Raw genomic sequence first — 24,466 nt, 5'->3', positions numbered from 1 at the left:
AATATATCGAGTAACATGAAGAGTTTTTCATGTAGATGCGCCGGGCGGCGGGCGGCCCGGACCTGCCTGGCCCGGCCCGGGCCGCCCGGCTGGGCTGGGCCAGGCCGGGCTTAGCCGCGGGCGGCTTTGGGGGCGGCCTCACCCTGGTCGTCGTCGCCCGGCCGGCCGGCGGGGCCGGCGGGACCGTCGGCTTCGCCGATGGGGATGAGCGGCCCGACCTGGTAGGCGGCGGCGGACTCGCGCAGGCGCCGCGCGGGTGGCCCCGGCTCCGGTCCCGGCTCCGGCCCCGACCCGGGCCGGGGCCGCTCGCCTTTGGGGGCGCCGGGGCGGGCGGCGCTCTTGCCCCTGGCCGGGCCGCCGCTGTGCAGGCCGAGGGCAACCTCGTGGGCGTAGCGCCGGTGGTTGAGGGCCAGCAGGCGCTGCAGGACCGCCCGCCGCGCCTCGGGGCTGAGGGTGTAGCGCAGGCCCTGGGGGGTCTGGTGGAAGCCGTGGCCCAGGTCAAGGTCAGACCAGCCGTAGGCGCCGGCAACGGCCTGGTCCATCTGGCGGTGCAGGGCGCGCAGCTCGAGGATCTCGGGCCGCTCGTCTCGGGGGTCGTGGAAGCTGTTGTAGAGCTGGGTCAGGCCCACCTGCCAGGCGCGCATGATGGCCTGCCGCCGCTCGTAGTAGCGCTGGCCGATCTCTTCCAGGCCGCGCAGGCCCTCCTCCTCCGGAAAGGGAAAGGTCTCGAAACAGTCGGAGGGCGAGTAATTGAGCGCGCGGGCGAGAGTAGAAGAGTATGAGCGGGCCCAGATCTCATGAATGCTGGACTGGATGAGCGCAAAATGCTGCCATTTATCTAATACGAAAACGCAGCATTTATGAGCATAGACCCATCCGGTAGGACAAAAAGCAGCAGCAAGATGCGTTGTAACTAAAGCAATGACCAGCACCCGCTCCTTACCCTCGATGGCGGCGTGCAGCTCGGGCCGAGTGCGCAAAAAACGCCACCATTTTTCCTTGCCTTGCCTGTCATTCTGGCGCTCGCGCTGCGGTTTGACCTTCTGGCGCACGATCTGCAGGCAGGCGGGGTACTGCTCGGCGCGCTCCAGGGGCCAATCGTGGAAATTGATCACCCAGCGGCTGGGCGACTGGTCGGGGCGCGAATTGAGGTCCTCGCCGTTCAGGTACGGAAAGAGCACCTCGCGGTTGCGCGGGTCCCTGGCCAGCAGGGCGGCGGCCTCCTCCGGCGAGAGCACGAAGCCCATCCCCAGCACGTACGAGCCGATAAAGGACTTGCCGGCGTTGGCGGCCAGGCGGTAGGGTCGGCCCTGGCCCTCCTCGCCCGCCGTCAGAAACGGCGAGATGGCCGCGACCGGGCGCTCATCCAGCCGGCAGGGGCCGCCCCAGGAGCCGCGGTAGAGCCAGACCTGGGCCACCTCCAGGCTGGCCTCGCCCGGCCAGCGCCGGCTGCGCACCGCCTGCACGATCGACCAGCCGCGGGCCACGATCTGCTCCAGGCCCACCTCGCGCGTATCCCCCTGAGCGATCGTATTCGTCGCCAGCAGCCCGCACAGCCCGCCCGGGCGCACCAGCTCCGTCGCCCGCAGATAGAAGTAGGCGCACAGATCGGCGCTGCCGCGCCGGCCCCCGGCCAGCCAGCGCACCAGATACTCGCGGTAGGGCCTCCCCAAGGCCCCCGTAATGCGCTGGCCCCCCATAAACGGCGGATTGCTGACCAGGGCCATAAAGCCCGTCCGCGGCTCATCCAGGCTCCCCTCCAGATCCTCCACAAAGACCTCGGGAAACTCCAGGCACCAGTGGAAGGGGCGGCGGCCCCCGAGCAGGGCATCGACCAGCGCGCGCAGCCGCTCGTAGGCCCCCTCCTGCGCAGCCCGCGTCAGGGCCGTCAGCGGCTGGTGCCAGACCTCCTGCAGGCCCGTCACCAGCACATGATACTCATCCAGCAGACGGCCGGCCTGGCGCCGGCGCTCCTCCTCCGGCAGCAGCTCCAGCGCCACCAGCAGATCGGCCCCCAGGCGCAGCAGAGCCAGGGCCGCCTCCGCCTCCTCCTGCCACTGCTGCTTGAGGGCCACGGCGTAGAGATCCGTCTCCGCCAGAGCGTGGATGCGGCGGCGCCGCTCGAGGGCCAGGGCCAGAGCCTGGCGCAGCAACTCCCCCAGCCAGGGCTGCTCGGGCGAATCGGCAGCCAGCGAAAAGCGCAGCACCTGCCGCAGATGGAGGCCCAGCAGGGCATCGCCGCAGCGCAGAGCATGGCCCAGGAAAGGCAGCGGGCGCCCGCGGCGCATCGTCACCAGCCAGAGCGAGACCTGCGCCATCTGCACCGCCAAAGGATTGCGATCCACCCCATAGAGACAATGCTCCGCCACCAGGCGCAGCGCCAGCGCCTCCCGCTCCTCCGCCTCCGCCGGCAGCGGCTCATCCAGCTCCTGGGAGCGCGGCAGCCCCTCGGGCGTCAGGGCCGCCAGCGAGGGCAGGGCCGCCGCCTCCGGGGGCAGGGCGGCGGGCGCCGGCGGCGCCTCATCCCCCGCCGGCAGCGGCTCCCCGGCCAGCGACAGGCGGCGGGCGGGCCGGGCCTCCACCCGGGCCTGGAGGGCCTCCGCCTCCTCCGCCGCCCGCCAGGCCTCCTGCAGCTTCTCCGCCAGAAAGCGGCCGACCTGGACCAGAATCGCCCCCGACCCCATAGCAAAATCGCAGACCCGCAGCCCCAGAATAGCGCGCGGCGAGCGCAGGCGCCACTCCTCGCGCGGGCGCCCCTCGGCCAGCCCCTCATAGACCAGCGGCTCCAGAGCCGAGCGCACCAGCTCCTCCGTCAGCCAGCGCGGCGTATAATGCGTCCCCGTCAGGCGGCGCTCCGGCCCCTCCGTCACATAGAACGAGCCAGGCAGAATCACCAGCGGCCGCCCGAAGGTATCCGTCCGCAGCAGCCCGGCGAAGCGGCAGACGCGGCCAAAAAGCGCCTCATCGTTATTGCAGGCCGTACGCAACTGATCCAGGCGGAAAGGCCACTGCTCCGGCGGGCGATCCAGCGCGCGGGCCAGGACGGCCGCCTCGGTCCCCGTCCGCTCCGCCAGAGAGGCCAGCAGCGCCTCGCGGCCCGCCGCGGCCCGCTCCTCCAGCCAGCTCAGCGGCAGCTCGCACTCGCGGCGGCGCGGCCAGGCCAGACCGAGGATCGGCTCCGAGGCCCGGCGCACCCCATGATCCAGCAAGCCCTCATAGACATGGCCGATCTGCTCCACATCCAGAGCGCGGAACGAGACCCGGCGGCGCTCCAGCGAGCCATCCAGCCCGCGGGCCTCCAGAAACTGCAGAGCCTCCAGCAAATGCAGCACCGTCCGATTATGGACCCGCGGCGGCCGGGCCGGCGTCTGATACCAGAGCGACCCCTGCGGGCGGCCCTCCAGGAACGGGAAGCGATCCGGATCGAAGAGCGAGCCGCCGTAGGCCGGCAGCTCCAGCTCCGGGTGAGGCGAACCGGCGAAGACCAGGCGGAAAGTCGCCAGCAAGCGGCTCCAGGCATCGAAGCGGCGCTCGAGCACCTCCTCGCTCACCTGATCGGCCAGCTCGCGCAACTGAGCCTGCAACGTCGAGACCGCATAATGCTGATCATAGATCGGATGACCCAACAACAACAGCCCGCGCTCCTCGGCCGACAGCAGCACCACCAGGCGCATCATGACCGTCAGAGCCGCCTCGAACAAGCCCTCCTCCGAGACCGAGCGCAGCAGCGAGCGCTCCATATCGCGGTCCACCTCATCGAGCGACTGCACCAGCACCTCCAGAGCGCGGCGCACCTGGTAGCCGAGCTGAGTCGTCACCTCCTGCTGATAGGCGGCGCTCTGATCGAGCAAGCCCTCCAGGGTCTCCTCCGGAGGCACCCCGAAGAGGCGGGCCGGAGAGAGCAAGGCCCAGAAGGAGCGCAGAGTCAGCGGCTCCTCCAACCAGAGCGGGGCCGACCAGGTCACATAGCAGGTCGTCTCCCCGCGCGGCGCATGGACCAGCATCCAGCGCTCCCCATTGGTCACCAGGCCCAGGCGCACCCCGCAGGCATGCAGCAGCTCCATCATGCGCGTCGCCGGCGAAGCCAGCCACTGCGCGCGGGGAGGAGCCTTCTCCAGAGACTGCGTCGGCGGCCAGAACTGCACCAACAGGCGCGGGCGGCCCCCCTCCGGCTCCAGCAGGGCCAGATCGGGGCGCAGGACCTCCGTACAGGTCGGATCGGGGGCCGGGGCCTCCAGCCCGGCGGGCAGCCCCTCCCCCTCGGCCAGCCACTCCTGCGGCCAGCCCAGGACCTCCCTCAAGACAAAGCGCAGCCACAACTCATGCAAACGCGGCTCCACGCGCCAGCCCGACTCGGGAGCCGCCCACTCCTCATAAGCCGCCCGCAGAGCGCGGCGCAGCTCCCCCTCAGCGGGAGGACTATCCAGACCCTGCGGAAAGACGCGCTGCACCACCTCCAGACTCAAAAAGGGGCCGGAAACCTCCAACAACGACAGCCACTCAGCATGCTGACGAGCAACCGACATACAACAGCCACCTTTCCTGAACATGCCGGCGGATAGCAGGCCCAGGCGGGCGCGCCGCGGGCCGCCTGGCAGCCAGGCAGCCAGCCAGCCACCGACCGCCCCGCCAGCCCATCAGCCAGCCGGACAAAAAGCAGCCAGACAAGCGGCTCCCCCCGCGAGCCACAGGGAGCCCTGGCCAGAAGACACAACAGAGCCAGGCAAGCGGCCGACACGCCGTTTGCCCTCCCGGCGGAGCCTGGCTGGCCCAGAGCGGACCAGAGCGGCCACCTCAGCCCAGCCCAGCCGACGAAGCCAGATGCTCCGGGACCAGGAAAGAGAGGGCCACCGGGAAGAGGCGCGGCTGAGGATTCTCGAAGCGGCGGCGAATCAGCTCCGGCTCCTGCTCAAGCTCCAGATCGATCTGCTGCAAGCGGCGGCGCAGGGCGGCGCAATTGCGCTCGTACTCCTCGTACTCCACTTTCGAAAACAGCTCCATCTGCCTCACCGAAGGCTGAGCCAGCTCCTGCTCGATCGAGCGGCGCAGCTCGCGGAGCACGGCGCGCGTATCGCGGATCTCCTTCTGCTCGCGCTCCCGGAGCACGCGGCGCAGCTCGACCAGGCGCTCCTGCATGCGGGCCTCCAGCGCCTGGCGCAGCGGCTCAGCGCAGGCCGGCCAGAGCCGCTGCAGGCGGGAGCGCAGGGCCTCGGGGGCGGGAGTCGTCGTCGCCTGAGCCAGCCAGCGCTCCAGCTCGGCGGGCGGCAGCGGGACAAAGCGGCCCTGGCGCAGCTCCCCGCCGGCCAGCAGCAGCTCCTCGTGCAGGCGCTGGCTATCGCCGCCGAGCACCACCAGGCGGGCATGGGCCACCACCACCGGCAGAGCCGAGAGGGGAGCGCGCACCAGGCGGGCCGTCACGCGGAAAAGCTTGCGCTGCCCGCCGGACGACCAGATCTCGGCGCGCAGCAAGCGCAAAGCCATCGCCACCAGGCGATGGTTCAAATGGGCCAGCACCACATCATCGCGCTGGCGGGCCAGCAGATGATCGAAGACCACCGGGCGCTCCTGGCCCGAAAACGGATGGGCCAGGCCCTCCTTACAGGCGGCCCAACTGCCCGAGAGGGCCGGCAGGGCGAAGGCCGGCAGCGGCGGGCGCTGGCCCGAGGGATCGCGCACCTCCACCGGCCGCAGCGGCGGCTGCTTGGCCAGTTCCAGAGCCACCTCCACCGCCGCCCGCACATGCTCCGGCGTAATATTCAGCTCGCGCTCGCTCTGCAGCAAGCGCTCATGGAGCTGATGAATGCGCTCCTCCAGGCGCTCCTGCTGGCGCAGCAGCGAGCGCAGCGGGGCCGCCTCCTGCTCGGCCTGGCGCGTATCCAGAGAGCGGCGGCGGCCCAGCATGGCCTCCTCCACCTGCGCGGCGATCACCGGCCCCACCTTCCCCAGATCCGTGCGGATAGCCTCCACGCGGCGCAGCGTATGGGCCAGAAACTCCAGATCATCCTCCAGCTCGCCCACCGCGAAGCTCTCCAGGCCGCCCGCAGGCACATCGCGATACTTACTGCTGACAAAATGGTAGATATTGACCTCGGGGGCGCGCTGGCCGTGGCGATCGACGCGGCCATTGCGCTGCTCCAGGCGCATCGGATTCCAGGGGATCTCGTAGTGCAGCAGGCGATGGCAATAATTCTGCAGATCGATGCCCTCGGAGGCCGCATCGGTCGCCAGCAGAATGCGCACGGGCGACTGCTGAGGATCGGCCTGGAAGGCCGCCTTGACCTGCTCACGCTCGGCCAGGGGCATCCCGCCATAGAGCATCAGCAGGCGCCTGCCCTGGGCCAGCCCCACGCGGCTCAACAGGTCGTAGAGCCACTTCTGCGTGGCCCGATACTCCGTAAAGATAATGACGCGCTCGGGCAGCCAGGCCGAGCCGGGGCCGGAGGGGCAGAGCGTCTGCTGCAGCCAGCCGATCAAGACGCGGGCCTTACTATCGGCCCGGGCGCTGGCCTGCTCGGCCAGCCTCACCAGCTCATCGAGCAGGCGCCACTCCTCGGGCGTAGGCAGCGAGAGCAGGCGGCTGGCCTCCTCCATCGCCGCCTGCTGGGCCTCCTCCAGAGCCGTATCGTCGTCGCTCTCCTCGTCCAGCTCCTCAAGCTGGCGGCGCAGAACGCCCGTCCTCTGGCGGCCGCGCACCGCCGGTCCCGAGGAGAGCGAGTGGGGGGAGCTGAGGGCGTAGCGGCTCTCCAGCGTCTCCCGGTGCTGGCGCAGCGTCAGGGCAAACGCCTCGGGGGAGGAAAAGAGGCGCTTCTTGAGCAGCTTCAGCACGAACTCGGTCGCGAAGCGCTCCTCGCCCTCCTGCGCGCGGGCCAGGCGCAGGCGGCCATACTCCTGCAGCAGGCGATGCAGGTGGCGCTCCTCCTCGCTATAGGAGACAACCAGCGGCTCCAGCCGGCGCTGAGGGAAGCGGGGGGCCCCATCCCAGGCCAGCAGATCCGACTTCAGGCGGCGGACCATCACCTGATGCAACTGCTTCGGATTGACCGGCACCCCGCGCGCGAAGCGCTGGGGATCGAGCAGCTCCAGCAGGGCCGTAAAGCTCTCCGGGTAGCCATTGTGGGGCGTGGCCGAAATGAAAATCTTATGCTCGAAGTAGGGAGCGATGCGGCGCAGGGCGCGCGTGCGCTGCGAGTCGGTGGCGTAGAGGCCGCGCCCGGCGGGCGCCACGTTGTGGGCCTCATCGACAATCAGCAGGTCGAAGGGCCGCAGCGAGGGCGGCCTGCGGGGGCGCCTGCGCTCATCCCCGTCCGCCGTCGCCTCCCCCTCCCCCCTCTGGGCCTCCACGGCCTCGCTGAAGAGATTAAGCAGGCGCTCGCGCTTCAAAAAATCGATCGAGGTGATCAGGCGCGGGTAATGGGTCCAGGGGTTGACATAGAGGCCGCGCTCGCGACGCAGGCGGCGCAGGCGCTCGCTATCGAGAATACGGAACTCCAGGCCGAACTTATCGCGCATCTGGTCGCGCCACTGCATCTGCAGCGAGGCCGGGCAGACGATCAGCACCTGGCGGGCACGGTGGCGCAGGAGCAGCTCGAGGGTCACCAGGCCGGCCTCGATGGTCTTTCCCAGGCCCACATCGTCGGCGATCAGGAGATTGACGCGCGGCATCTCGACGGCGCGCACCACCGGATCAAGCTGATACTCCTCCAGCTCGATGCCGCTGCGGAAAGGAGCCTGCAGGGCCTGGGTGTCGACGCTGGCGATCGCCCCCCAGCGCACCGCATTGAGAAAGGTATCGAGGCGCTCGGGCGCATCGAAGCCGTCAGGCTCGGGCAAGGCCCGCTCCTCCACGATGCGCGCCCCCGGCTCCAGCTCCCAAATGACTTCTAGCTCCTCGCCAAGGGCATCGTCCTCGATCGACGTCAGGCTGACCAGGTGATAGTCCTGATACGGATTGACTACCTCGGAACGAACAAAGAGGATACCCTGCCGGTAGATGATCAGCGGGCGCGTCAGGCCACGGCGCACGTTGGCCACGGCGTAGCGGCGCTGGCGCACCTCGACAAGCTGGCCAGGGGCGGGTGGCTTCTGGGCAAGAGCCGTCATGGTAGAAAGTTCCTCCTCACCGGGACCGCGACCGACCCGCGCTCGCCCCACGACCGACCCGACCCGACCCGCGCGCCCCCAGCCCCCGCACCACACCCTGGCTGGCCCTCTCTGGCCGCAGGCCGGCCGGCTGCTCCCTCACCTGCTGGACCGTTCGACTGCCTGACTGCCTGTCTGCCTGCCTGTCTGGTTGGTTAGTTGGCTGGTTGGCTGGCTGGCTGGCTGCCGGTCACCGATCCCTGGACTGTTCTTCGCTTCGGTCATCGTGGTACGCAGCCAGGAACGCAGTTTCACAGTATAACATGCTCCATCTTTGTCTACAATGGGTGATTTTGATCACCCCAGCCGGTTCAGCCCGCCTGGAGCCGGCCCGCCCCCACCGCCGGAGGCGGAGCAGAGCGGGCCGGCCCAGACCCAGCCCAGCCCAGGCCCTTGACGATCCTCCAATCTTCAATTAATCTATTGAATGACAATGTATCGATTTGGAAAGCAGGAAGGAAGGGAGGGAGGGAAGAGGGTATGCGCGGGGAGAGCAAGCGCCGCTTCAAGGACCAGCTCTACGAGCAACTGGCGCGCGTTGGCAAGGCCCTGGCCAGTCCTCATCGTCTCGAGCTGCTTGACCTGCTCGCCCAGAGCGCGCGCACGGTCGAGGAGCTGGTTGCCGAGAGCGGACTGCCCCTGGCCACCGTCTCGCAGCACCTGCAGATTCTGCGGGCCGCCCATCTGGTCGAGGGGCGGCGTCAGGGGCGCCACCAGCGCTATCGGCTGGCCTCTGGCGAAGTGGTGCGCCTCTGGCTGGCCCTGCGGCGTGTGGGCGAAGCCCACCTGGCCGAGCTGGGGCAGCTTGTCAGCACCTGGCTGCCCGAGCGCCAGCGGTTGCCGGCCCTCAGCATCGAAGCGGCGCTGGAGCGGCTTCAGGGTGGGCGCGCCCTCCTGCTCGACGTTCGGCCGCGCGACGAATATCTGAGTGCCCATCTGCCCGGGGCGCGCTCGCTGCCCGTCAGCGAACTGGAGGGCCGCCTGAGCGAGCTGCCCCGCGACTACGAGATCATCGCCTACTGCCGTGGCCCTTACTGTCTCTTCGCCGACGAGGCCGTGGCCCTGCTGCAGGCCCACGGCTTTCGGGCCTGGCGCCTGGAGGTTGGCGTGCCCGAATGGCGCGAGCGTGGCCTGCCCGTCGTTCAAGAACGGAGTTCGTCCCCATGGCAGCTTTGAGGATCAGCGTCGAGACCCTCTGTGCCTGGCTGGAGAGCGGCCAGGCGGTGACCATCCTTGATGTGCGGCCCGGGGCCGCTTATGCTGCCTGGTCGATCCCGGGCAGCCGGCATATCGAGGCTTACGAGGCGCTCAAAGCCGGCCAGACGGGGGGGCTGGAGAGCCTGGAGCTGCCGGGCGAGCGGCCGATCGTTGTCGTCTGCCAGTCGGGCCAGGTCAGCCAGCGGGCCGCCGCCATTCTGGCCGCGCGCGGCCTGCCGGCCTACTCGCTTGAGGGAGGCATGCGGGCCTGGAGCCTGGCCTGGAACACGGCCCTCGTGCCGCTCCCCTGCTCAAGCGGCCCCACCCAGCCGGGGCCGGGGAAGGAAGAAGAGCGGCGGCAGGTCATCCAGATCCGGCGCACCGGCAAGGGCTGCCTCTCCTATCTGATCAGCGATGGGGCTGTCGCCCTTGTGCTTGACCCTTCTCTTGAGCCTGCCGTCTATCTCCAGCAAGCCCGCCGGCGCGGCTGGCAGATTGTTGCCGTGCTGGAAACCCACATTCATGCCGACCATCTCTCGCGGGCGCGGCTCCTGGCCGAGGCCAGCGGGGCCAGGCTCCTGCTGCCGGCCCAGCGGCGGGTTGCCTTTCCCTTCCAGCCTCTGGCCGACGGCGAACGGCTGGCGCTGGGCCGGCTAGAGCTGCAGGCCCTGCATACCCCCGGTGCACCCCCGGTGCACCCCCGGACACACGCCCGAGAGCACCTGCTATCTCCTGTCCGCTCCGGCGGGGGAGCCGGCCCTGCTCTTCAGCGGCGACACCCTCTTTCCCGAGGGGCTGGGGCGTCCGGACCTGGATGCCGACGGCCAGGAGGCCCGGCGCCGCGCCGACCAGCTCTACGCCAGCCTGCAGCGCCTGCTCAGCCTGCCCGAGGCAACCTGGCTGCTGGCCGGCCACAGTCCGCGCCCGCTGCCCTTCGACGGCCAGCCCGTCCTGACGACCCTGGGAGCCGTGCGCGCCTGGCTGGCGCCGCTGCTGGCCTCGCCCGCTGCCTTCCGGGACCGGCTCCTCAGTCGCCTGCCGGAGCCGCCGGCCCACTACCAGGAGATCATCGCCGCCAACGAAAGCGGCCACTGGCCCGCCGTCGCCGTTGAAGAGCTAGAAGCCGGAGGAAATCGCTGTGCCGTCAGCCGTTAAGTCGTCCGCCGGAGCGGGTCCGGAGCCGGGCCAGCCAGGGAGCGGGCCGCCGCAGCTTGGCCTGCGCGCCAACTGGCACCAATTCACGCTCCTCGTCATCATCAACGCCTTCGTCGGCTCGCTGGTCGGCCTCGAGCGCGCCATCCTGCCGCTGCTGGCTGTCCAGGACTTCGGCCTGGCCTCCAAGACGGCCATTCTCTCCTTCTTAATCAGCTTTGGCCTCATCAAGGCCCTGGCCAACCTGCTGGCGGGCCGGCTGGGCGACCGCTACGGGCGCAAGCGCATCCTGGTCGCCGGCTGGCTGGTCGGCCTGCTGGTGCCGCCGCTGATCATCGTGGCTCCCAACTGGGGCTGGGTCGTCTTCGCCAACGTCCTGCTGGGCATCAACCAGGGGTTATGCTGGTCGACCACGGTCATCATGAAGATCGACCTGGTGGGGCCGCGGCGGCGGGGTCTAGCGATGGGCCTCAACGAAGCGGCGGGCTACCTGGCCGTCTCTGGGGCCGCCCTGGCCGCCGGTTTCCTGGCCAGCGCCTCCGCCCTGCGCCCCCAGCCCTTCCTGTTGGGGACCCTCCTGGCGCTCTGCGGCCTGCTCCTCTCGCTTCTGGGGGTCGGCGAATCGCAGGGCCACGCCCGCCTGGAGGCCAGCCAGCTCCGGGATCGGGGCCAGAGCCAGCCGGCGCCCGGCTTCTGGCAGATCGTGGCCCGCGTCTCCTGGCGCGAGCGCACCTTGCTGGCCGTCAGCCAGGCCGGCCTCATCAACAACCTCAACGATGGACTCTCGTGGGGACTCTTCCCGCTCTACTTTGCCGCCGCCGGGCTTGATGCCCTCCACATCGGCTGGCTGGTCGCCGTCTATCCCGCCGTCTGGGGAGCGGGCCAGCTTCTGACGGGGGCCTGGTCGGACCGCTGGGGACGCAAGGGGATGATCGCCCTGGGGATGTGGGTGCAGGCCGGCGGGCTGGCCCTGATGCTGCTCCTGCGCGGCTTCTGGCCCTGGTTGGTGGGGGCCGTCCTGTTGGGGGCCGGCACAGCTCTCGTCTACCCGACCCTGCTGGCCGCCGTCGGCGACGTCGTCCCCCCGGACTGGCGGGCCTCGGCGGTCGGCGTCTACCGTCTCTGGCGCGACAGCGGCTACGCCCTCGGGGGGTTGCTGGCCGGGCTGCTGGCCGACCTGCTCTCAATTCCCTGGGCCATCGGCCTCGTCGCCCTCCTGACCTTCCTCTCGGGATGGGTCGTGGCCCTGCTCATGCGCGAGACCCTGAGGCGGCCTCAGTCCGCGCACCCCTCCTCCCCCTCCTCCTCCTCGGAGAGGGCTGCCAGCTCGCGGCCGTAGTCGGCGGCCCGCGCCCCATCGCCCTGGCGCAGAGCCAGCCAGCGCAAGAGGCGCAGCAGGCGGCGCCGCCCCGTCCGATCCGGCAGCTCGCGCGCCAGCGGCAGGGCCTCGCGCAGGTAGCCGCCCGCCGCCTTCAGGTCGCCCTGGCGCAGGGCCACCTCGCCCAGGCCCTGCAAGAGGCGCACCTGGGTCGGCGCATCGCTCGACCAGATGGCGATCTGGTAGGCGCGCTGCAAATAGAGGCGGGCCAGCTCGTAGAAGCCGCGCCGCAGCAGAAAGGGCGCGAAGGCCAGCACGCCGCGCACAAAGCGGGCATGGCGGCCATTCTCAAAGGCGTACTGCAGGCCGGCCAGAATATTGCGGCTCTCCTGCTCAAGCAGCCCATCTTCAGCGGCGTGGCGCTCGATGAAGCCCGTCACGTAGGCCACCAGGCGCTCGCCGGCCTGCGTATCCCCCAGGTGGGCGCTGGCATAATCGGCGATCGTCTGATGGAGCATATAGCGTCCGGCCCCGCAGCTCTCCAGCAGGCCGGCATCGACCAGGGCATCGAGCGCCTCCGGCGGGGCCTGGGCCACCGCCAGGGCCGCCTCCTCGCTGAAGCTATTGGGCTTCGGCGGAAAGACCGACAAGGCCCGCAGCACCTCGCGGGCCTGCTCATCGAGCTGCTGATCGCTGACGGCGATGGCCGACTGCAGCGAGAGCGGCGTGCCCCAGGCCAGATGCGGCGGCTGCTCCAATGGGCCGCGCATCTCGCTGACGTGCAGGCGCTGATGCGAGCTGCGCAGGCGCGCCAGGGCGGCCTGCAGGCGGCGAGGCTGGCCGCTATGGGCCTGGGACTGCAAATACTTCCCGAGCAGGGTCAGCGCCAGAGGCAGCCCGCCGACCTCCTCGACCAGGCTCAAGGCCGCGCCCCGATCGCGGGCCACCACCTCCGGGGCCCACTGGGCCAGCAGCGCCAGCCCATCGGCCCCCTCCAGCTCATGAATGGTGCGCGCCCCCTCGCCGGCGATAGCCAGGGCCAGGCGCGGGAAGCGCGTCGTGGCGATCAAGACCGACTGCGGGCCGCCGACCTTGAAGGCCAGGGCCGCTTCCAGCTCCCAGACATCGTCGATCACCAGCACGAAGCGCCGCTGGCCGATCGCCGTGCGCAGGGCGCGGGCCCGCGCCGCCAGCGCCAGCTCGCCGCTGGGGCTGGGCACCCCCAGGACCTGCTCCCAGCGGCGCAGATGCTCCAACAGGGTGGGGCGCGGCCCCAGGCCAGCCCACAGCACCCCGGCCTCGAAGCGCGCCTGAACGCGCGGATCATGCACCAGCGTCACCGCCAGGGCCGTCTTGCCGACCCCCGGCAGGCCGCAGAGGGCCAGCGAGCGGCCCGCACAGAGCTGGGCCACCAGCTCTCCCAGCAGCCCCTCGCGTCCAACCAGGCCGCGCCCCTCGTTCGGCAGGGGCGGAATCGTCGGATCAAGGATCCGCAGGGAGCCAGCCCCGCGGCCCGCCGGCGCCGTCTCCCCGGCGAGCGGGGCCGTCCCCCCCTCCTCATCCTCGACAAAGCCCAGCTCGCGGGCACTCTTACCAAAGAGCTGACAGAGCCGCTCGCGATAATAGGGCTGGGGCGAAGAGACGCCGCGCTCCCAGCGACTGACATTCTTCTCGGACGAGCCGATCGCCTCGGCGACCCGGGCCTGTGACCAGCCTCGCATCTCGCGCTCATGTCTCAGACGCAGATTTGGTTTCATCGTGGGCACTCCTGCAGGAGATGACGACTGGCCTCCCGGCCTGCCTGTCCATCTGCCGACCGCCCTGACGCCCGCTGGCTGGGGCCTCTCTATCGCCGGCCCCAGCCGGTTCCGAGCCGTGCCGCCAGACCGGACCGGACCCGCCTGGGCGGATTCAGCCGAGGAGGCCGTGGTCGGCGGGCGCCTGGCCCCAGCCGCCGCCGCCGGGCGAGGCGATCAGCAGGCGATCGCCCGGCTCAGCGCGGAAATGCACCTTGCCCGGCAGCAGCGTGGCCTCGCCGTCGCGCCGATAGAGCCAGTTCTCGCCGCAGCGGCCCGACTCGCCCCCCTGCAGGCCATAGGGAGGCAGGCGGCGCCGCTCCGTCAGCAGCGTCACCTCGGCGGGCGCCTCAAAGCAAATCTCGCGCAGCAGGCCATCGCCGCCGCGGGCCAGGCCCCTTCCCCCCGAGCCATCGCGCAGAGCGTAGCGCGTCACGCGCATCGGATAGGCGTACTCGAAAGCCTCCACCGGTGTATTGAGCGTATTGCTCATATGCGTATGCACCCCCGACAGCCCATCCAGGCCCGGGCGGGCCCCCATTCCGCCCCCCATCGTCTCATAGTAAGCAAAGGGCTGCTGCGTGCGCGGATCGATCCCCCCGGCGGCGATATTATTCATCGTCCCCTGGCTGGCCGCCGGAATCACCTCCGGCAGCGCCTGGGCCAGGGCCCCGAAGATAGCGTCGACCAGGCGCTGCGAGGTCTCGACATTGCCCTGAGCCACCGCCGCCGGCGGGCGGGCATTGACCACCGAGCCCCGGGGAGCGATCACCGTCACCGGGGCAAAGGTCCCGTGGTTCATCGGCGCATCCTCCGGCATCAGACAGCGCACCACATAGTAGGTTGCCGAGCGGGCCACCGAGGCCACCGTATTGACATTGCCGCGCACCTGAGGAGCGCTCCCCGTAAAGTCGACCGTCAGCTCACTGCCGCGCACCGTCACCGTCACCGCGATCGGAATGCGCTCCGGCGAGAGGCCATCGTCGTCCAGATAATCGGTAAAGCGATAGCAGCCATCGGGAATAGCGGCGATGGTGGCCCGCGCCATGCGGGCCGCATAAGCGATCAGGGCCTCGACATGCTCCTCGAGGGCGGCCAGGCCCCAGCGATCGACCAGCTCCTGCAGGCGGCGGGCCGCCGTCCGATTGGCCGCCACCTGGGCCGCCAGATCGCCGCGGCGCTCATCGGGCGTACGCACATTGCGCAGCAACAGGGCCAGCAAGGCGCGATTCGGCTGGCCGGCCTCCCAGAGCTTGAGCGGCGGAATAATCAGTCCCTCCTGGTAGATCTCGGTCGCCAGCGGCATCGAGCCGGGGGCCATCCCGCCCACATCGGCATGATGGGCGCGGTTCGCCGCGAAGCCGATCAGGCGCTGCTCCTCCTCCACCTCCACAAAGATCGGGGCAATCAAGGTAATATCGGGCAGATGCGTCCCCCCCAGGAAAGGATCGTTGAGAGCGATGATATCGCCGGGAGCAAAGCGATCGAAGGCCACCAGGGCCTCGGCCACCGAATCCGGCATCGAGCCGAGATGGACCGGGATATGGGCCGCCTGGGCCACCAGGCGCCCGCGGGCATCGAAGAGCGCACAAGAAAAGTCGCGCCGCTCCTTAATATTTGGCGAATAGCTGCTGCGCATCAGCACGGCCCCCATCTCCTCGGCAATGGCCGTCAGAGCGCTGCGGAAAATCTCCAGACTGATGGCATCTACCATACGTGCGTCCCCTCCTCAGCCAACTGGGGCAGAGCCGCTCCCTCGGGCAGGCGGCGCTGCTGCAGGAGCCGCGGAGCAGGCGCCGGGCCATCGCCGGCCAGCTCGATCAAGAGATTGCCCACCCCATCGACCCGCGCCCGCCAGCCCGGCGGCACCACGGTCGTCGTATCGTACTGCGTCACAATGGCCGGACCGCCAAACTGGGTCCCCGGCAGGAGGGCCTCCCGGGCGTAGACGGCGGCCTCCAGAGCCTGTGGTCCCCGCTCCCCGGCGAAGATCACCTGGCGCCGCTCCAGGGGCGCCACCAGCGCCTCGGGCTGCAGCGGCTGACGCTCCAGGACCGGCGGCTCAACCAGGCCACGGGCCTTCAGGCGCACATTGACCACCTGCACCGGCTCGTTGGGATCGCTGTAGCCAAAGCGCCGCTCGTGGGCCAGGTGGAACTGTTGGGCCGCGCGGGCGCAGTCGCCGCCGAACGGCACGGTCAACTCATAGGACTGGCCCACGTAGCGCAGATCCAGATAGCGCTCAATCTGGATCTGCTCCGCAGCAAAGCCCTCGGCCAGCAGATCGGCCCGCCCCTGCTCTTCCAGGCTGGCCAGGGCCGCTTCGATCGCCGCCTGGGCCGTCTCCTGCTCGATCGGCACCATCAGGGTACGCACATAATCCTTGAGCACATCGGCCACCAGCATCCCCAGGGCCGAGAGCACCCCCGGAGCCGCCGGGATCAGAACGCGTGGAATCGAGAGGGCCGCCGCCAGCTCGCAGGCGTGCAGCGGGCCGGCCCCACCAAAGGCCACCAGCGTAAAGTGACGCGGATCCAGCCCGCGCTCCACCGAGATCAGGCGAATGGCGGCCTCCATATTGGCGTTGGCAATGCGCACAATGCCGAGGGCGGCCTCCTCCAGCGAGGCCCCCAGGCGGGCGGCGACAGTCCCCAGAGCCTGGCGGGCCTGGGCCACATCCAGGCGCATGCTGCCGCCGAGAAAGGCCTCCGGCAGCAGGCGTCCGAGGACCACATGGGCATCGGTCACCGTGGCCTCCGTGCCGCCGCGCCCGTAGGCCGCCGGCCCAGGCACGGCCCCCGCCGAGCGCGGCCCCACACGCAAGGCCCCACCCAGATCAAACCAGGCCAGACTCCCCCCACCAGCCCCCACCGTATGGATATCGATCATCGGCAGCTTCGTCGGATAGCCCCCAATGCGCCCATCGGTCGTCTCCGTAATCGCCCCATCGACCAGAGCCACATCGGTCGACGTACCGCCGATATCGAGAGCGATCAGGCGCTCGATTCCGGAGGCGCGGGCCACAAAGCGCGCCCCCACCACGCCCGCCGCCGGGCCGGAGAGCAGCGTCCGGGCCGCTTCGCGCCGCGCCATCGCGCTGGAGATCGAGCCGCCGTTGGACTGCATGATACGCAGACCCGTGCCCGCCGGCAAGGCCCGCTCCAACTGGCCAAGGTAGCGATCGATCAGCGGCCCCACATAGGCATTGAGCACCAGCGTACTGGTGCGCTCATACTCGCGGAACTCCGGCAGGACCTCCGCCGAGGCCGAGACGTACCAGCCCCGCCGGCGGGCCGCCTCGGCCACCCGCTGCTCATGGGCCGGATTGGCGAAGCTGAAGAGCAGCACCACCGCCACCGCCTCCACCTCCTCGCGGGCCAGGGTGGCCAGAGCCTCCTCCAGCGACCCCTCATCGAGGGGAAGAAGGACCTCGCCGCGCTCATTGAGGCGTTCGCGCACCTCGACGCGGCGCGCGCGCGGCACCAGGGGCGGCACCTTCTGCACGCGCAGATTATAGAGGCTGGGCCGCGTCTGCCGCCCGATCTCCAGCACATCGCGGAAACCCGCCGTCGTAATCAGCCCGGTGCGGGCCCCCTTGCCCTCCAGCACGGCATTGGTGGCCACCGTCGAGCCGTGCACCAGCGTGCGCAGGCGCGGCAAGGCCCCCAGCTCCTGCAGGCCGGTCAGAATAGCCTGCGACGGATCGTGCGGCGTCGAGAATACCTTATGAACGCGCAGCCGTCCCTCCTGAAAGAGCACCAGATCGGTAAACGTGCCTCCCGTATCAACTCCGGCAAGAATAGCAGTCATCACTGTGCTCCTCGACAATCCTCTCTCCTCTACAACGACAGGCAGCAAGCTGGCCAGCGCGGCGCAGCGCAGACAGCGCCCGCCCTGCCCTTCTCACTCCGGTCGATCAGAACAGGCCCGCGCCCGGGCGCTGGTCGATATCCTGGTCGCGCCAATCGGTAATAAACATATAGCCTGGGGCGTGGGTGATGGCAAGCGGTGGCCGGCTCTCGGCGATCACCGCCTGCGGCGTCACGCCGCAGGCCCAAAAGACCGGCACCTCCTCGGGGGCCAGGTCGATAGGATCGCCCCAGTCGGGGCGGGCCAGATCGGCGATCCCCAGGGCCGCCGGATCGCCGCAGTGTACCGGGGCCCCGTGAGCCAGCGGATAACGCGCCGTCACCTCCGTCGCCCGCCCCACCTCACTGCTCCTGAGCGGGCGCATGCTCACCACCAGCGGCCCATGCAGGCGGGCCGTGGCCTGACAGGGCCGGCTGGTGCGATACATAGCCACATTGCGCCCCTCCTCCAGATGGCGCAGGCGCACGCCGGCCTCCAGCAAGGCCCGCTCCGCCGAGAACGAGCAGCCCAACAGAAAGGCCACCAGATCGGAACGCCAGAGCGGGAGGAGGTCCTCCCGCTCCTCGACCAGACGGCCTTCGCGATAGAGGCGGTAGCGCGGCAGATCGGTGCGCAGGTCGGCCCCCGGCGCCAGGCGGCGCGGCTCGGGATCGCCGGGCGCCGTCATCTCCAGCAAGGGCAGCGCCTGAGGATTGCGCCGACAGAACTCCGCAAACTCTTCAGCCCAGTCGGCAGGCAGAATGACCAGATTGGCCTGCACATAGCCCAGGGCCAGCCCGGTCGTCGGGCGCCGCCAGCGGCCCGCGCGGATCGCCTGCCGCACCTCGGCCGCGCTCAAATGGGCCAGTTCCTCCATCTGCATTGCAGCCGTCAGAACCTCCTTTCTCTGCTTGCCTCTCGATCAACCAGTCAGTCAGTGTCGGTCGGTCGGTCAGTCGATCGGTCAGCCAGCCGGCTCATCGATCGGCCGGAGCCACTCCGCTAATCGACGGCCACCAGGCGCTTGCCGCGCGTCTCCGGCAGGAGCAGGAGAGCGATCAGGCAAAGCGCGTAGGCACAGGCGCCGAAGCCGATGGCGCCGCCCAGGCCAATGGCCGCCGACAGGAAGCCGATAATGGTCGGGAAGAAGGCCCCGACGCCGCGCCCGAAGTTGTAGCAGAAGCCCTGGCCGGCCCCGCGGGCCCGCGAGGGGAAGATCTCAGCCAGGAAGGAGCCGAAGCCGCTGAAGATTCCCGAAGCAAAGAAGCCCAGAGGGGCCCCCAGGACCAGGAGCAGCCCGTTGGCCCCCGCCGGAATCTGGGTATAGAGGAAAATCAAGACGGCACTGCAGAACGCGTAGATGGCAAAGGTCGGGCGGCGGCCCAGCCAGTCGTTGATGTAGCCACTGGTCACATAGCCCACAAACGAGCCGATAATGACCACAGCCAGATAGGGAGCGCTGCCCACCACCGAGAGATGGCGGACCGTCTTCAAGAAGGTCGGCAGCCAGGTAAAGATAGCATAATAGCCCCCCTGGGCCCCAATGGCCAGCAAGGTGGCCGGCAGCGTCCGCCCGAGCAGGTCCGGCTGAAAGATCTGCAGCAGCGAGCGGCGCGTACTGTAGGCGCGCGCCTGGTCCCCGGACGCCTGCTGCTCAGCGGCGCGCGTCTGCACAAAGACCTCCGGCTCCGACACGCGCGAGCGCACATAGAGCGTCAGCAGGCCGGGCAGGATGCCCAGGCAGAAAGAGATGCGCCAGGCGATCGAGGCCGGGAAGAAAGAGAACACCAGCGTATAGGCCACCAGAGCAAGGCCCCAACCGACAGCCCACGAGCTTTGCACCATCCCGAGCACGCGCCCACGCTGGGCCGGGTCGGCCACCTCGGCGATCAGAATGGCCCCCGCGGCCCACTCGCCGCCGAAGCCCAGGCCCTGCAGCGAACGGAAGAGCAGCAGGAAGCCATAGTTGGGCGCCAGGCCCGAGAGAAAAGTAAAGAGCGAATAGACGGCAATCGTCAACATCAGGGTCCGGACGCGCCCGATCAGATCGGCGAAGACGCCGGCCAGAATGCCGCCGAAGGCCGAGACCACCAGCGTCACTGTAGCAATCAGGCCCGACTGGCCGGTCGTCAGGCCAAAGGCCGCCGCCGTGGCCGTCAGCACGAAGGAGAAGATCTGGTAATCGAAGGCATCGAGGGCGTAGCCGAGAAAAGCGGCCCAGAAGGCATGCCTGGAGGAGCCGCGCAGAGTGCGGTACCAGTCCAGAGAGAGAAGACGACTACGCTGGGGGGTAGCGAGGCTGCTGCTACTGTGCCCTTGCTCAAGGTTCATGGCAGTGGGTCCTCCCGCATAGGAGCAAATAAGGGTGGAGCTACGCTACGGGCGATCAGCCACAAGCGAGCCAGGGAGCCAGCGAGGGAAGCGGAGCGCACGAGCGGGACAAGAGCGAGAGAGGAGGGCGCCTTCTGGCGTCCCTGAGGCGAGGCCCGCCGGTCCGGCGGCCCGGGCCGGGCCAGCCCGGCCATCTCCGCCCCCTGCTGCTCAGCTTGCCTGTATATAGAGAAGACAGTACCCGAGCCAGGGCCAGAAGGCCAGCCCAGCGGGAGGACAACCAGGGATCATCTTCCCCCCATAGGGCCGCGCCGCGCTCCTCCCCTCAGCCCTCGGGCAGTCCTGGCTCGGCCCGCAGTTGGGCCGGCGGGGCGAAAAAGTGGCGCAGCACCAGACTGGCAGCCCCCCTGGCCCAGGTCTCATAGCCCGGCTTCTTGACCGTCAGAAAACGCAGGTCGCGCCCCATCTGCGCAAAGACATGCTGCTCAAAGGTAGCGCGCAGCGAATCGAGGAGCAGGTCGCTGACGCCCAGAGAGGTATCGGGACTGGAGAGCAGAATGCACTCGGGATTGAGCAGATTGACCAGATTGGCCAGGGCCACCCCCAGCAGGAGGCCGGCGCGCCCAATAGCCGCCCGCGCCGCCTCCTCGCCCGCCCTGGCGCGGGCAATGACCTCGCTCAGCGCCGGCGCGGGCTGCGGCCAGGCCGGATCAAGCTGCAGCGGGACCGCGCTCGCCCCCTGAACAGCCTCCAGATAATTCTGGACAATACCGGCCTCCGAGACATAGGTCTCCAGACAGCCACGCTTACCACAGTTGCAGCGCCGCCCATCGAAAGCCACCACCGTATGACCGAACTCGCCCGCCCCCCCGAAGGCGCCACGATAGAGATCGCCGTTGAGGATCAGGCCCAGGCCCACACCGCGCCCAATGGCCACCACCAGAGCGTGATTGAAAGGCCGCGCCAGCCCAAAAAGCTTCTCCGAGATGGCCAGACAGTTGACATCGTTATCGACGAAGACCGGCAGGCCCAGCCGCTGCTCCAACGGCTCGCGAATCAGCAGCTCCTTCCAGCCGAGAATGTGCGACTGCAGGCAAGCCCCCCCCTCGCTATCGATCAAGCCGCTCAGGCCCAGCCCCAACCCAATGACGCGCCCCCGCGGCAGCAGGCTCTCGGCGAGTAGCTCCTCGACGCAGGCCGCCATCAGATCCAGCGCCTGCTGCTGCTGGCCGGCCAGCGCCAGCGACCACTGGCGGGCCGCCACCAGCTTCCCGGTCAGATTGACGATGGCCGCCGTCAGCGAATCGGGCTGCGGGATCAGGCCGATGGCAAAGCCCCCCTCCGGGTGCAGCTCCAGCAGCGCAGCCCGCCGCCCACCGGTCGACTCCATGCCCTCGCGCTCCAGCACCAGTTGACGCTCCAGCAGCGCATTGACGATCTTAATAATCGTTACCTGGCTCAGGCCAGAGAGGGCCGCCAGCCGCGGACGCGAGATCGGCGCATAGGCCCGAATGAGATTCAAGACCAGGCTCTGGTTGATCCCGCGGATCAAGAAGCGATCCGCCGCCCTACGAGGCTGTCCCGTCGCTGCCAGTCCTGCCACCCCCTTTCTTAAGTTAGTAAGGAAAATGGTAGCGCAAAAACCAGCAGGCGTCAAGCCCAGGCCCGGGCTGCGGCAGCCCGCTCTATGGCCTCTCGCTTCCGCTCAGCCGCTCAGCGAGGGCCTGTCGGGCACGATCCAGGAGAGGGCAGGGCCTCCGCCGGCGCCGGCGGGCGCCCATTGACAAGCCCGCCCCTTCTCGCTATACTATCTACTAACTTTACTTACTTACTTAAATTTTGACCCGCCAGGGTTGGGGCAGCCCGGGCGGGCCTCCAGTGACAGGCAGAAGATCGGCACGGGCGGCAGAGAGGCCGCGAGCGCTCAAAGGAGGGCACCAGAAGGGCCGGGGCCGGCGTGACCGGCGAGCCGGCCTGGGGACAGGGAGATCAGCACCAGGAATCGGCGCGCATCAGTGTGGCGGGTGCAGCGAGCGCGGGCGAGGGTGTTCTTTTCGGGGGCCTCTCCCGACGGCAGCCAGAGCGAGGAGGCCGGAAACGGGGGGCCGACCAGAGCGAGCACCAGCGCTCTGCCTCCTTCCTGATGGCTATGGTGGCCAGCAATCCAGAGGAGGATTCATGCCTATGCGGACGACAGACGATCTCAACGCGCTGCTGAATCGGCGCCAGTTCGTGCGTTTGGCTGGAGGCGCCACGCTTGGGCTAGCCGCCCTGCTCAGTGGCTGTGGTGGCCAGGCGGGTGGGGGAGGCAGCGGTTCCAGTTCCCTGGCCATCCACTTCCTTTCCGTTCAGCAAGCCGGCACTGGCTGGCCGCTGGTGCTGGAGACGATTACCAGCGAGTACGCCAGGAGCCATGCCGGCGTCAGCTTCACCGTGGACTATATTGCTCAAACCAACCTCTATCAGAAGGTGCAGCTGCTGGCCGGGCAGGGAGCCCTTCCTCTGCTTTACAACAGTCCTCCGGTCGACACCCTTGTTCAGCTTCAGAAAAACGGCGAGGTCCTCGACCTGGAAAAGGCCTTCCAGCAACTGGGGGTCCTCGACCAGCTCGTGCCCGCCGCCGTCACGATCGTCAAGCAGCTCTTCAACAATCAGCTCCTGGCCTTGCCTTTCGAGTTGAACATCGAAGGCTTCTGGTACAACAAGACTCTCTTCGGGCGCTATGGGCTGCAGCCGCCTCAGACCTGGGACGAGCTGGTGAGCCTGGCGGCCCAGTTGCAGCAGCGCGGCGTGCAGCCCTTTGCGGCCTCGGGGGTTCAGGGCTGGCCCCTGACGCGCCTGATCGGCAACTACCTTTTCCGCAAGTACGGGCCAGAGGCCCTGCGACGTGTCAAGAACGGGCAGGCCCGGCTGACCGATCCCGGCTACGTGGAGGCGGCCCAGGCGGTGGCCGCTCTTGGCAAACAAGGGTATTTCGGCAAGGGCGTCGCTGAGCTGGACTACGACCCCGCTGAGGATCTTTTCCTGCAGGGGAAGGCGGCCATCTTCTACATGGGAAGCTGGGCCTTGCGCGACTTCAACGACCCTGCGCGCAACAAGATCGGGGCTGACGCTATTGGCTATTTCCCCTTCCCGAACGTGGCTGGGGGCAGCGGCGATCGCAGCCAGGCCCCAATGAACGCCGGCCAGACGACCTCGGTCAATCAGGCCAAATACAACAGCGCCGCCGGCGACTGGCTGGCCTACGTGGCGCGCCGCTACGGCGACGTGGCGCTGCAGAAGGAAGGGGCCGTCACCGGCTTCGTGGTCCATCAGCAGCCCGCCAGCGTTCCAGCGCTGACCCGGCTGGTCCTCGATCTGATCGCCACTGTCCGGCAGCCGGTGCTCTGGTTCGAGGCTCTCTTCTCGACGAAGGCCACCACGCTCTCGCAGCAGAATGCTGCTCCGCTTGTGACCGGGGCCATGTCGCCCCATGATTTTATGGCCGCCCTTCAGCAGGCGCTCGACCAGGGCTAGGATCCGCAGTGGCAGGCGCGCGATCCTGGTGTGAGCGCCGCAATGCGCCGGGCCTTGCCCGCGCTGGGGACGCCCCTTCCCCGGCGCCTCTGCCCGCCACCGGCAAGGTTCCGGCGCATTCCTTCGGCCGGCCGCCGGCGCCTCGGCGCCTCGCGCGGTGGCCAGTCCTTGTCTTCGGTGTTGATCTGTTCGTTCGCTCGTTGCAAGAGTAATCGCAGGAGAGTGCTCTTGTCGCTATGGAACGCTTACTACGCGACCGACGGGCCACGCTCCTTATGGTGGGGCCGGCCCTTCTCGTCTACAGCGGCGTGGTGCTGCTGCCCATCCTGTGGTCGCTGGCCTACACGCTCTTCGAAGGCAACGTTATCGGCGGCTTCCACTTCGTCGGGTTGCAGAACTACCGGCAGCTCCTGAGCGACGGCGCTTTTTGGCAGGCTCTACTCTTTACCTTGAAGTACGCTGTGACGGTCACGGCGGGTCAGATTCTGCTCGGCCTGTTGCTGGCGCTGCTCTATGTTTTCTATCTGCGCCGGGCCTCGGCCCTGGTGCGCACGCTGGTCTTTTTCCCGGTGGTTCTGCCGACGGTGGCCGTGGCGCAGCTCTTTGCCAAGCTTTTCGCCATTGCGCCGCAGTATGGCCTGATCAACGCTGCCCTGGCGCTGCTGCATCTCGACGGCTGGATTCAAGCCTGGCTGGGCCAGGGGTCAACGGCTTTCTGGGTGCTGGCCATCATGGATATCTGGCGGGCTATGGGCTTCTATGCCGTCCTGCTCTACGCCGGCCTGGTGGAGATCCCCGCAGAGCTGCTGGAGGCCGCCCGCGTCGATGGCGCCTCGGGCCTGCGCCTGGTCTGGCATGTGGTGCTCCCGCTGCTGCTGCCTATTCTGCTCTCGGCCCTGATCTTCAGCATCAACGGGACGCTGAAGGTCTTCGATAGCGTCCTGGCTTTGACCGGCGGCGGCCCCGGCCAGGCGACGACGCCTCTGACACTCTATATGTTCAATACCGCGTTCTCCTATGGCCAGTACGGCTATGGCAGCACGCTGGCCACAGCCCTGGCACTGCTGAGCCTGTTGGTGACGGTGACCATCTTCGGCTCGGCCCGGCGCGATGTGGCCTGAGTGAAGCCGTCAGTCAGGCCAACAGGCAGACGATCAATCAGAGAGGG

At 68.9% G+C, this 24,466-nt stretch carries 13 protein-coding genes; 5 read left to right on the top strand and 8 right to left on the bottom strand.

All coding sequences use genetic code 11. The features are described from left to right. Positions 1–110: 110 nt before the first annotated feature. Entirely contained in the window at positions 111–4,526 is a 4,416-nt protein-coding gene (locus ACFMO7_RS15620) for a type IIL restriction-modification enzyme MmeI (protein WP_376796422.1), read from the bottom strand. 268 nt (positions 4,527–4,794) lie between these two features. Next, entirely contained in the window at positions 4,795–8,100 is a 3,306-nt protein-coding gene (gene drmD / locus ACFMO7_RS15615) for a DISARM system SNF2-like helicase DrmD (RefSeq protein ID WP_376796421.1), read from the bottom strand. A 519-nt stretch (positions 8,101–8,619) separates the two neighbouring features. On the opposite strand from drmD, the gene ACFMO7_RS15610 reads away from it, so the two are divergent. From ACFMO7_RS15610 to ACFMO7_RS15600, 3 genes are read left to right on the top strand one after another with little or no spacing between them, the layout of a single operon-like run. After that, complete coding sequence (locus ACFMO7_RS15610; RefSeq protein ID WP_376796420.1) at positions 8,620–9,315, top strand: ArsR/SmtB family transcription factor; 696 nt, start codon at positions 8,620–8,622, stop codon at positions 9,313–9,315. Continuing rightward, on the top strand, positions 9,303–10,448 hold the full coding sequence (locus ACFMO7_RS15605; protein WP_376796419.1) for a rhodanese-like domain-containing protein: 1,146 nt from the start codon (positions 9,303–9,305) through the stop codon (positions 10,446–10,448). The genes ACFMO7_RS15610 and ACFMO7_RS15605 overlap by 13 nt, the downstream gene beginning before the upstream one ends. A 26-nt stretch (positions 10,449–10,474) precedes the next feature. After that, on the top strand, positions 10,475–11,827 hold the full coding sequence (locus tag ACFMO7_RS15600) for an MFS transporter (protein ID WP_376796418.1): 1,353 nt from the start codon (positions 10,475–10,477) through the stop codon (positions 11,825–11,827). On the opposite strand, the gene ACFMO7_RS15595 is transcribed toward ACFMO7_RS15600, so the two are convergent. The 6 genes from ACFMO7_RS15595 to ACFMO7_RS15570 all read right to left on the bottom strand — a co-directional run bounded on the left by ACFMO7_RS15595 (position 11,764) and on the right by ACFMO7_RS15570 (position 21,385). Continuing rightward, positions 11,764–13,563 carry an NB-ARC domain-containing protein gene (locus ACFMO7_RS15595; protein ID WP_376796417.1) on the bottom strand — a complete coding sequence of 600 codons (1,800 nt, stop codon included), beginning with the start codon at positions 13,561–13,563 and terminating at the stop codon, positions 11,764–11,766. The two genes, ACFMO7_RS15600 and ACFMO7_RS15595, sit on opposite strands and share 64 nt — an antisense overlap. A gap of 154 nt (positions 13,564–13,717) precedes the next feature. Then, complete coding sequence (locus ACFMO7_RS15590) at positions 13,718–15,316, bottom strand: hydantoinase B/oxoprolinase family protein (protein ID WP_376796416.1); 1,599 nt, start codon at positions 15,314–15,316, stop codon at positions 13,718–13,720. Further along, complete coding sequence (locus ACFMO7_RS15585; protein ID WP_376796415.1) at positions 15,310–17,412, bottom strand: hydantoinase/oxoprolinase family protein; 2,103 nt, start codon at positions 17,410–17,412, stop codon at positions 15,310–15,312. Before ACFMO7_RS15585 ends, ACFMO7_RS15590 begins: the two co-directional genes overlap by 7 nt. Positions 17,413–17,518: 106 nt before the next feature. Next, positions 17,519–18,334 (bottom strand): putative hydro-lyase, encoded by an 816-nt coding sequence (locus tag ACFMO7_RS15580; protein ID WP_376796414.1) that lies wholly within the window; start codon positions 18,332–18,334, stop codon positions 17,519–17,521. Positions 18,335–18,453: 119 nt separating this feature from the next. After that, a complete protein-coding gene (locus tag ACFMO7_RS15575; RefSeq protein WP_376796413.1) occupies positions 18,454–19,782 on the bottom strand; it encodes an MFS transporter in 1,329 nt (442 codons plus the stop codon). 325 nt (positions 19,783–20,107) lie between these two features. Continuing rightward, positions 20,108–21,385 (bottom strand): ROK family protein, encoded by a 1,278-nt coding sequence (locus tag ACFMO7_RS15570; protein ID WP_376796412.1) that lies wholly within the window; start codon positions 21,383–21,385, stop codon positions 20,108–20,110. 581 nt (positions 21,386–21,966) lie between these two features. Between ACFMO7_RS15570 and ACFMO7_RS15565 the strand changes: the two genes are divergently transcribed. Further along, the gene (locus tag ACFMO7_RS15565; protein ID WP_376796411.1) at positions 21,967–23,298 is read left to right on the top strand and encodes an ABC transporter substrate-binding protein; all 1,332 of its coding nucleotides are present in this window, start codon (positions 21,967–21,969) and stop codon (positions 23,296–23,298) included. 236 nt (positions 23,299–23,534) lie between these two features. Further along, positions 23,535–24,419: a carbohydrate ABC transporter permease gene (locus ACFMO7_RS15560; protein ID WP_376796410.1), complete on the top strand. Its 885-nt coding sequence runs from the start codon at positions 23,535–23,537 to the stop codon at positions 24,417–24,419. Positions 24,420–24,466: the final 47 nt, after the last annotated feature.

Source organism: Thermogemmatispora sp. (genome assembly GCF_042408735.1).
In the GTDB taxonomy this organism is placed as follows: domain Bacteria; phylum Chloroflexota; class Ktedonobacteria; order Ktedonobacterales; family Ktedonobacteraceae; genus Thermogemmatispora.
The sequence above is the reverse complement of the archived record's forward strand: the minus strand, read 5'-3'. Positions and strand labels throughout refer to the sequence as shown.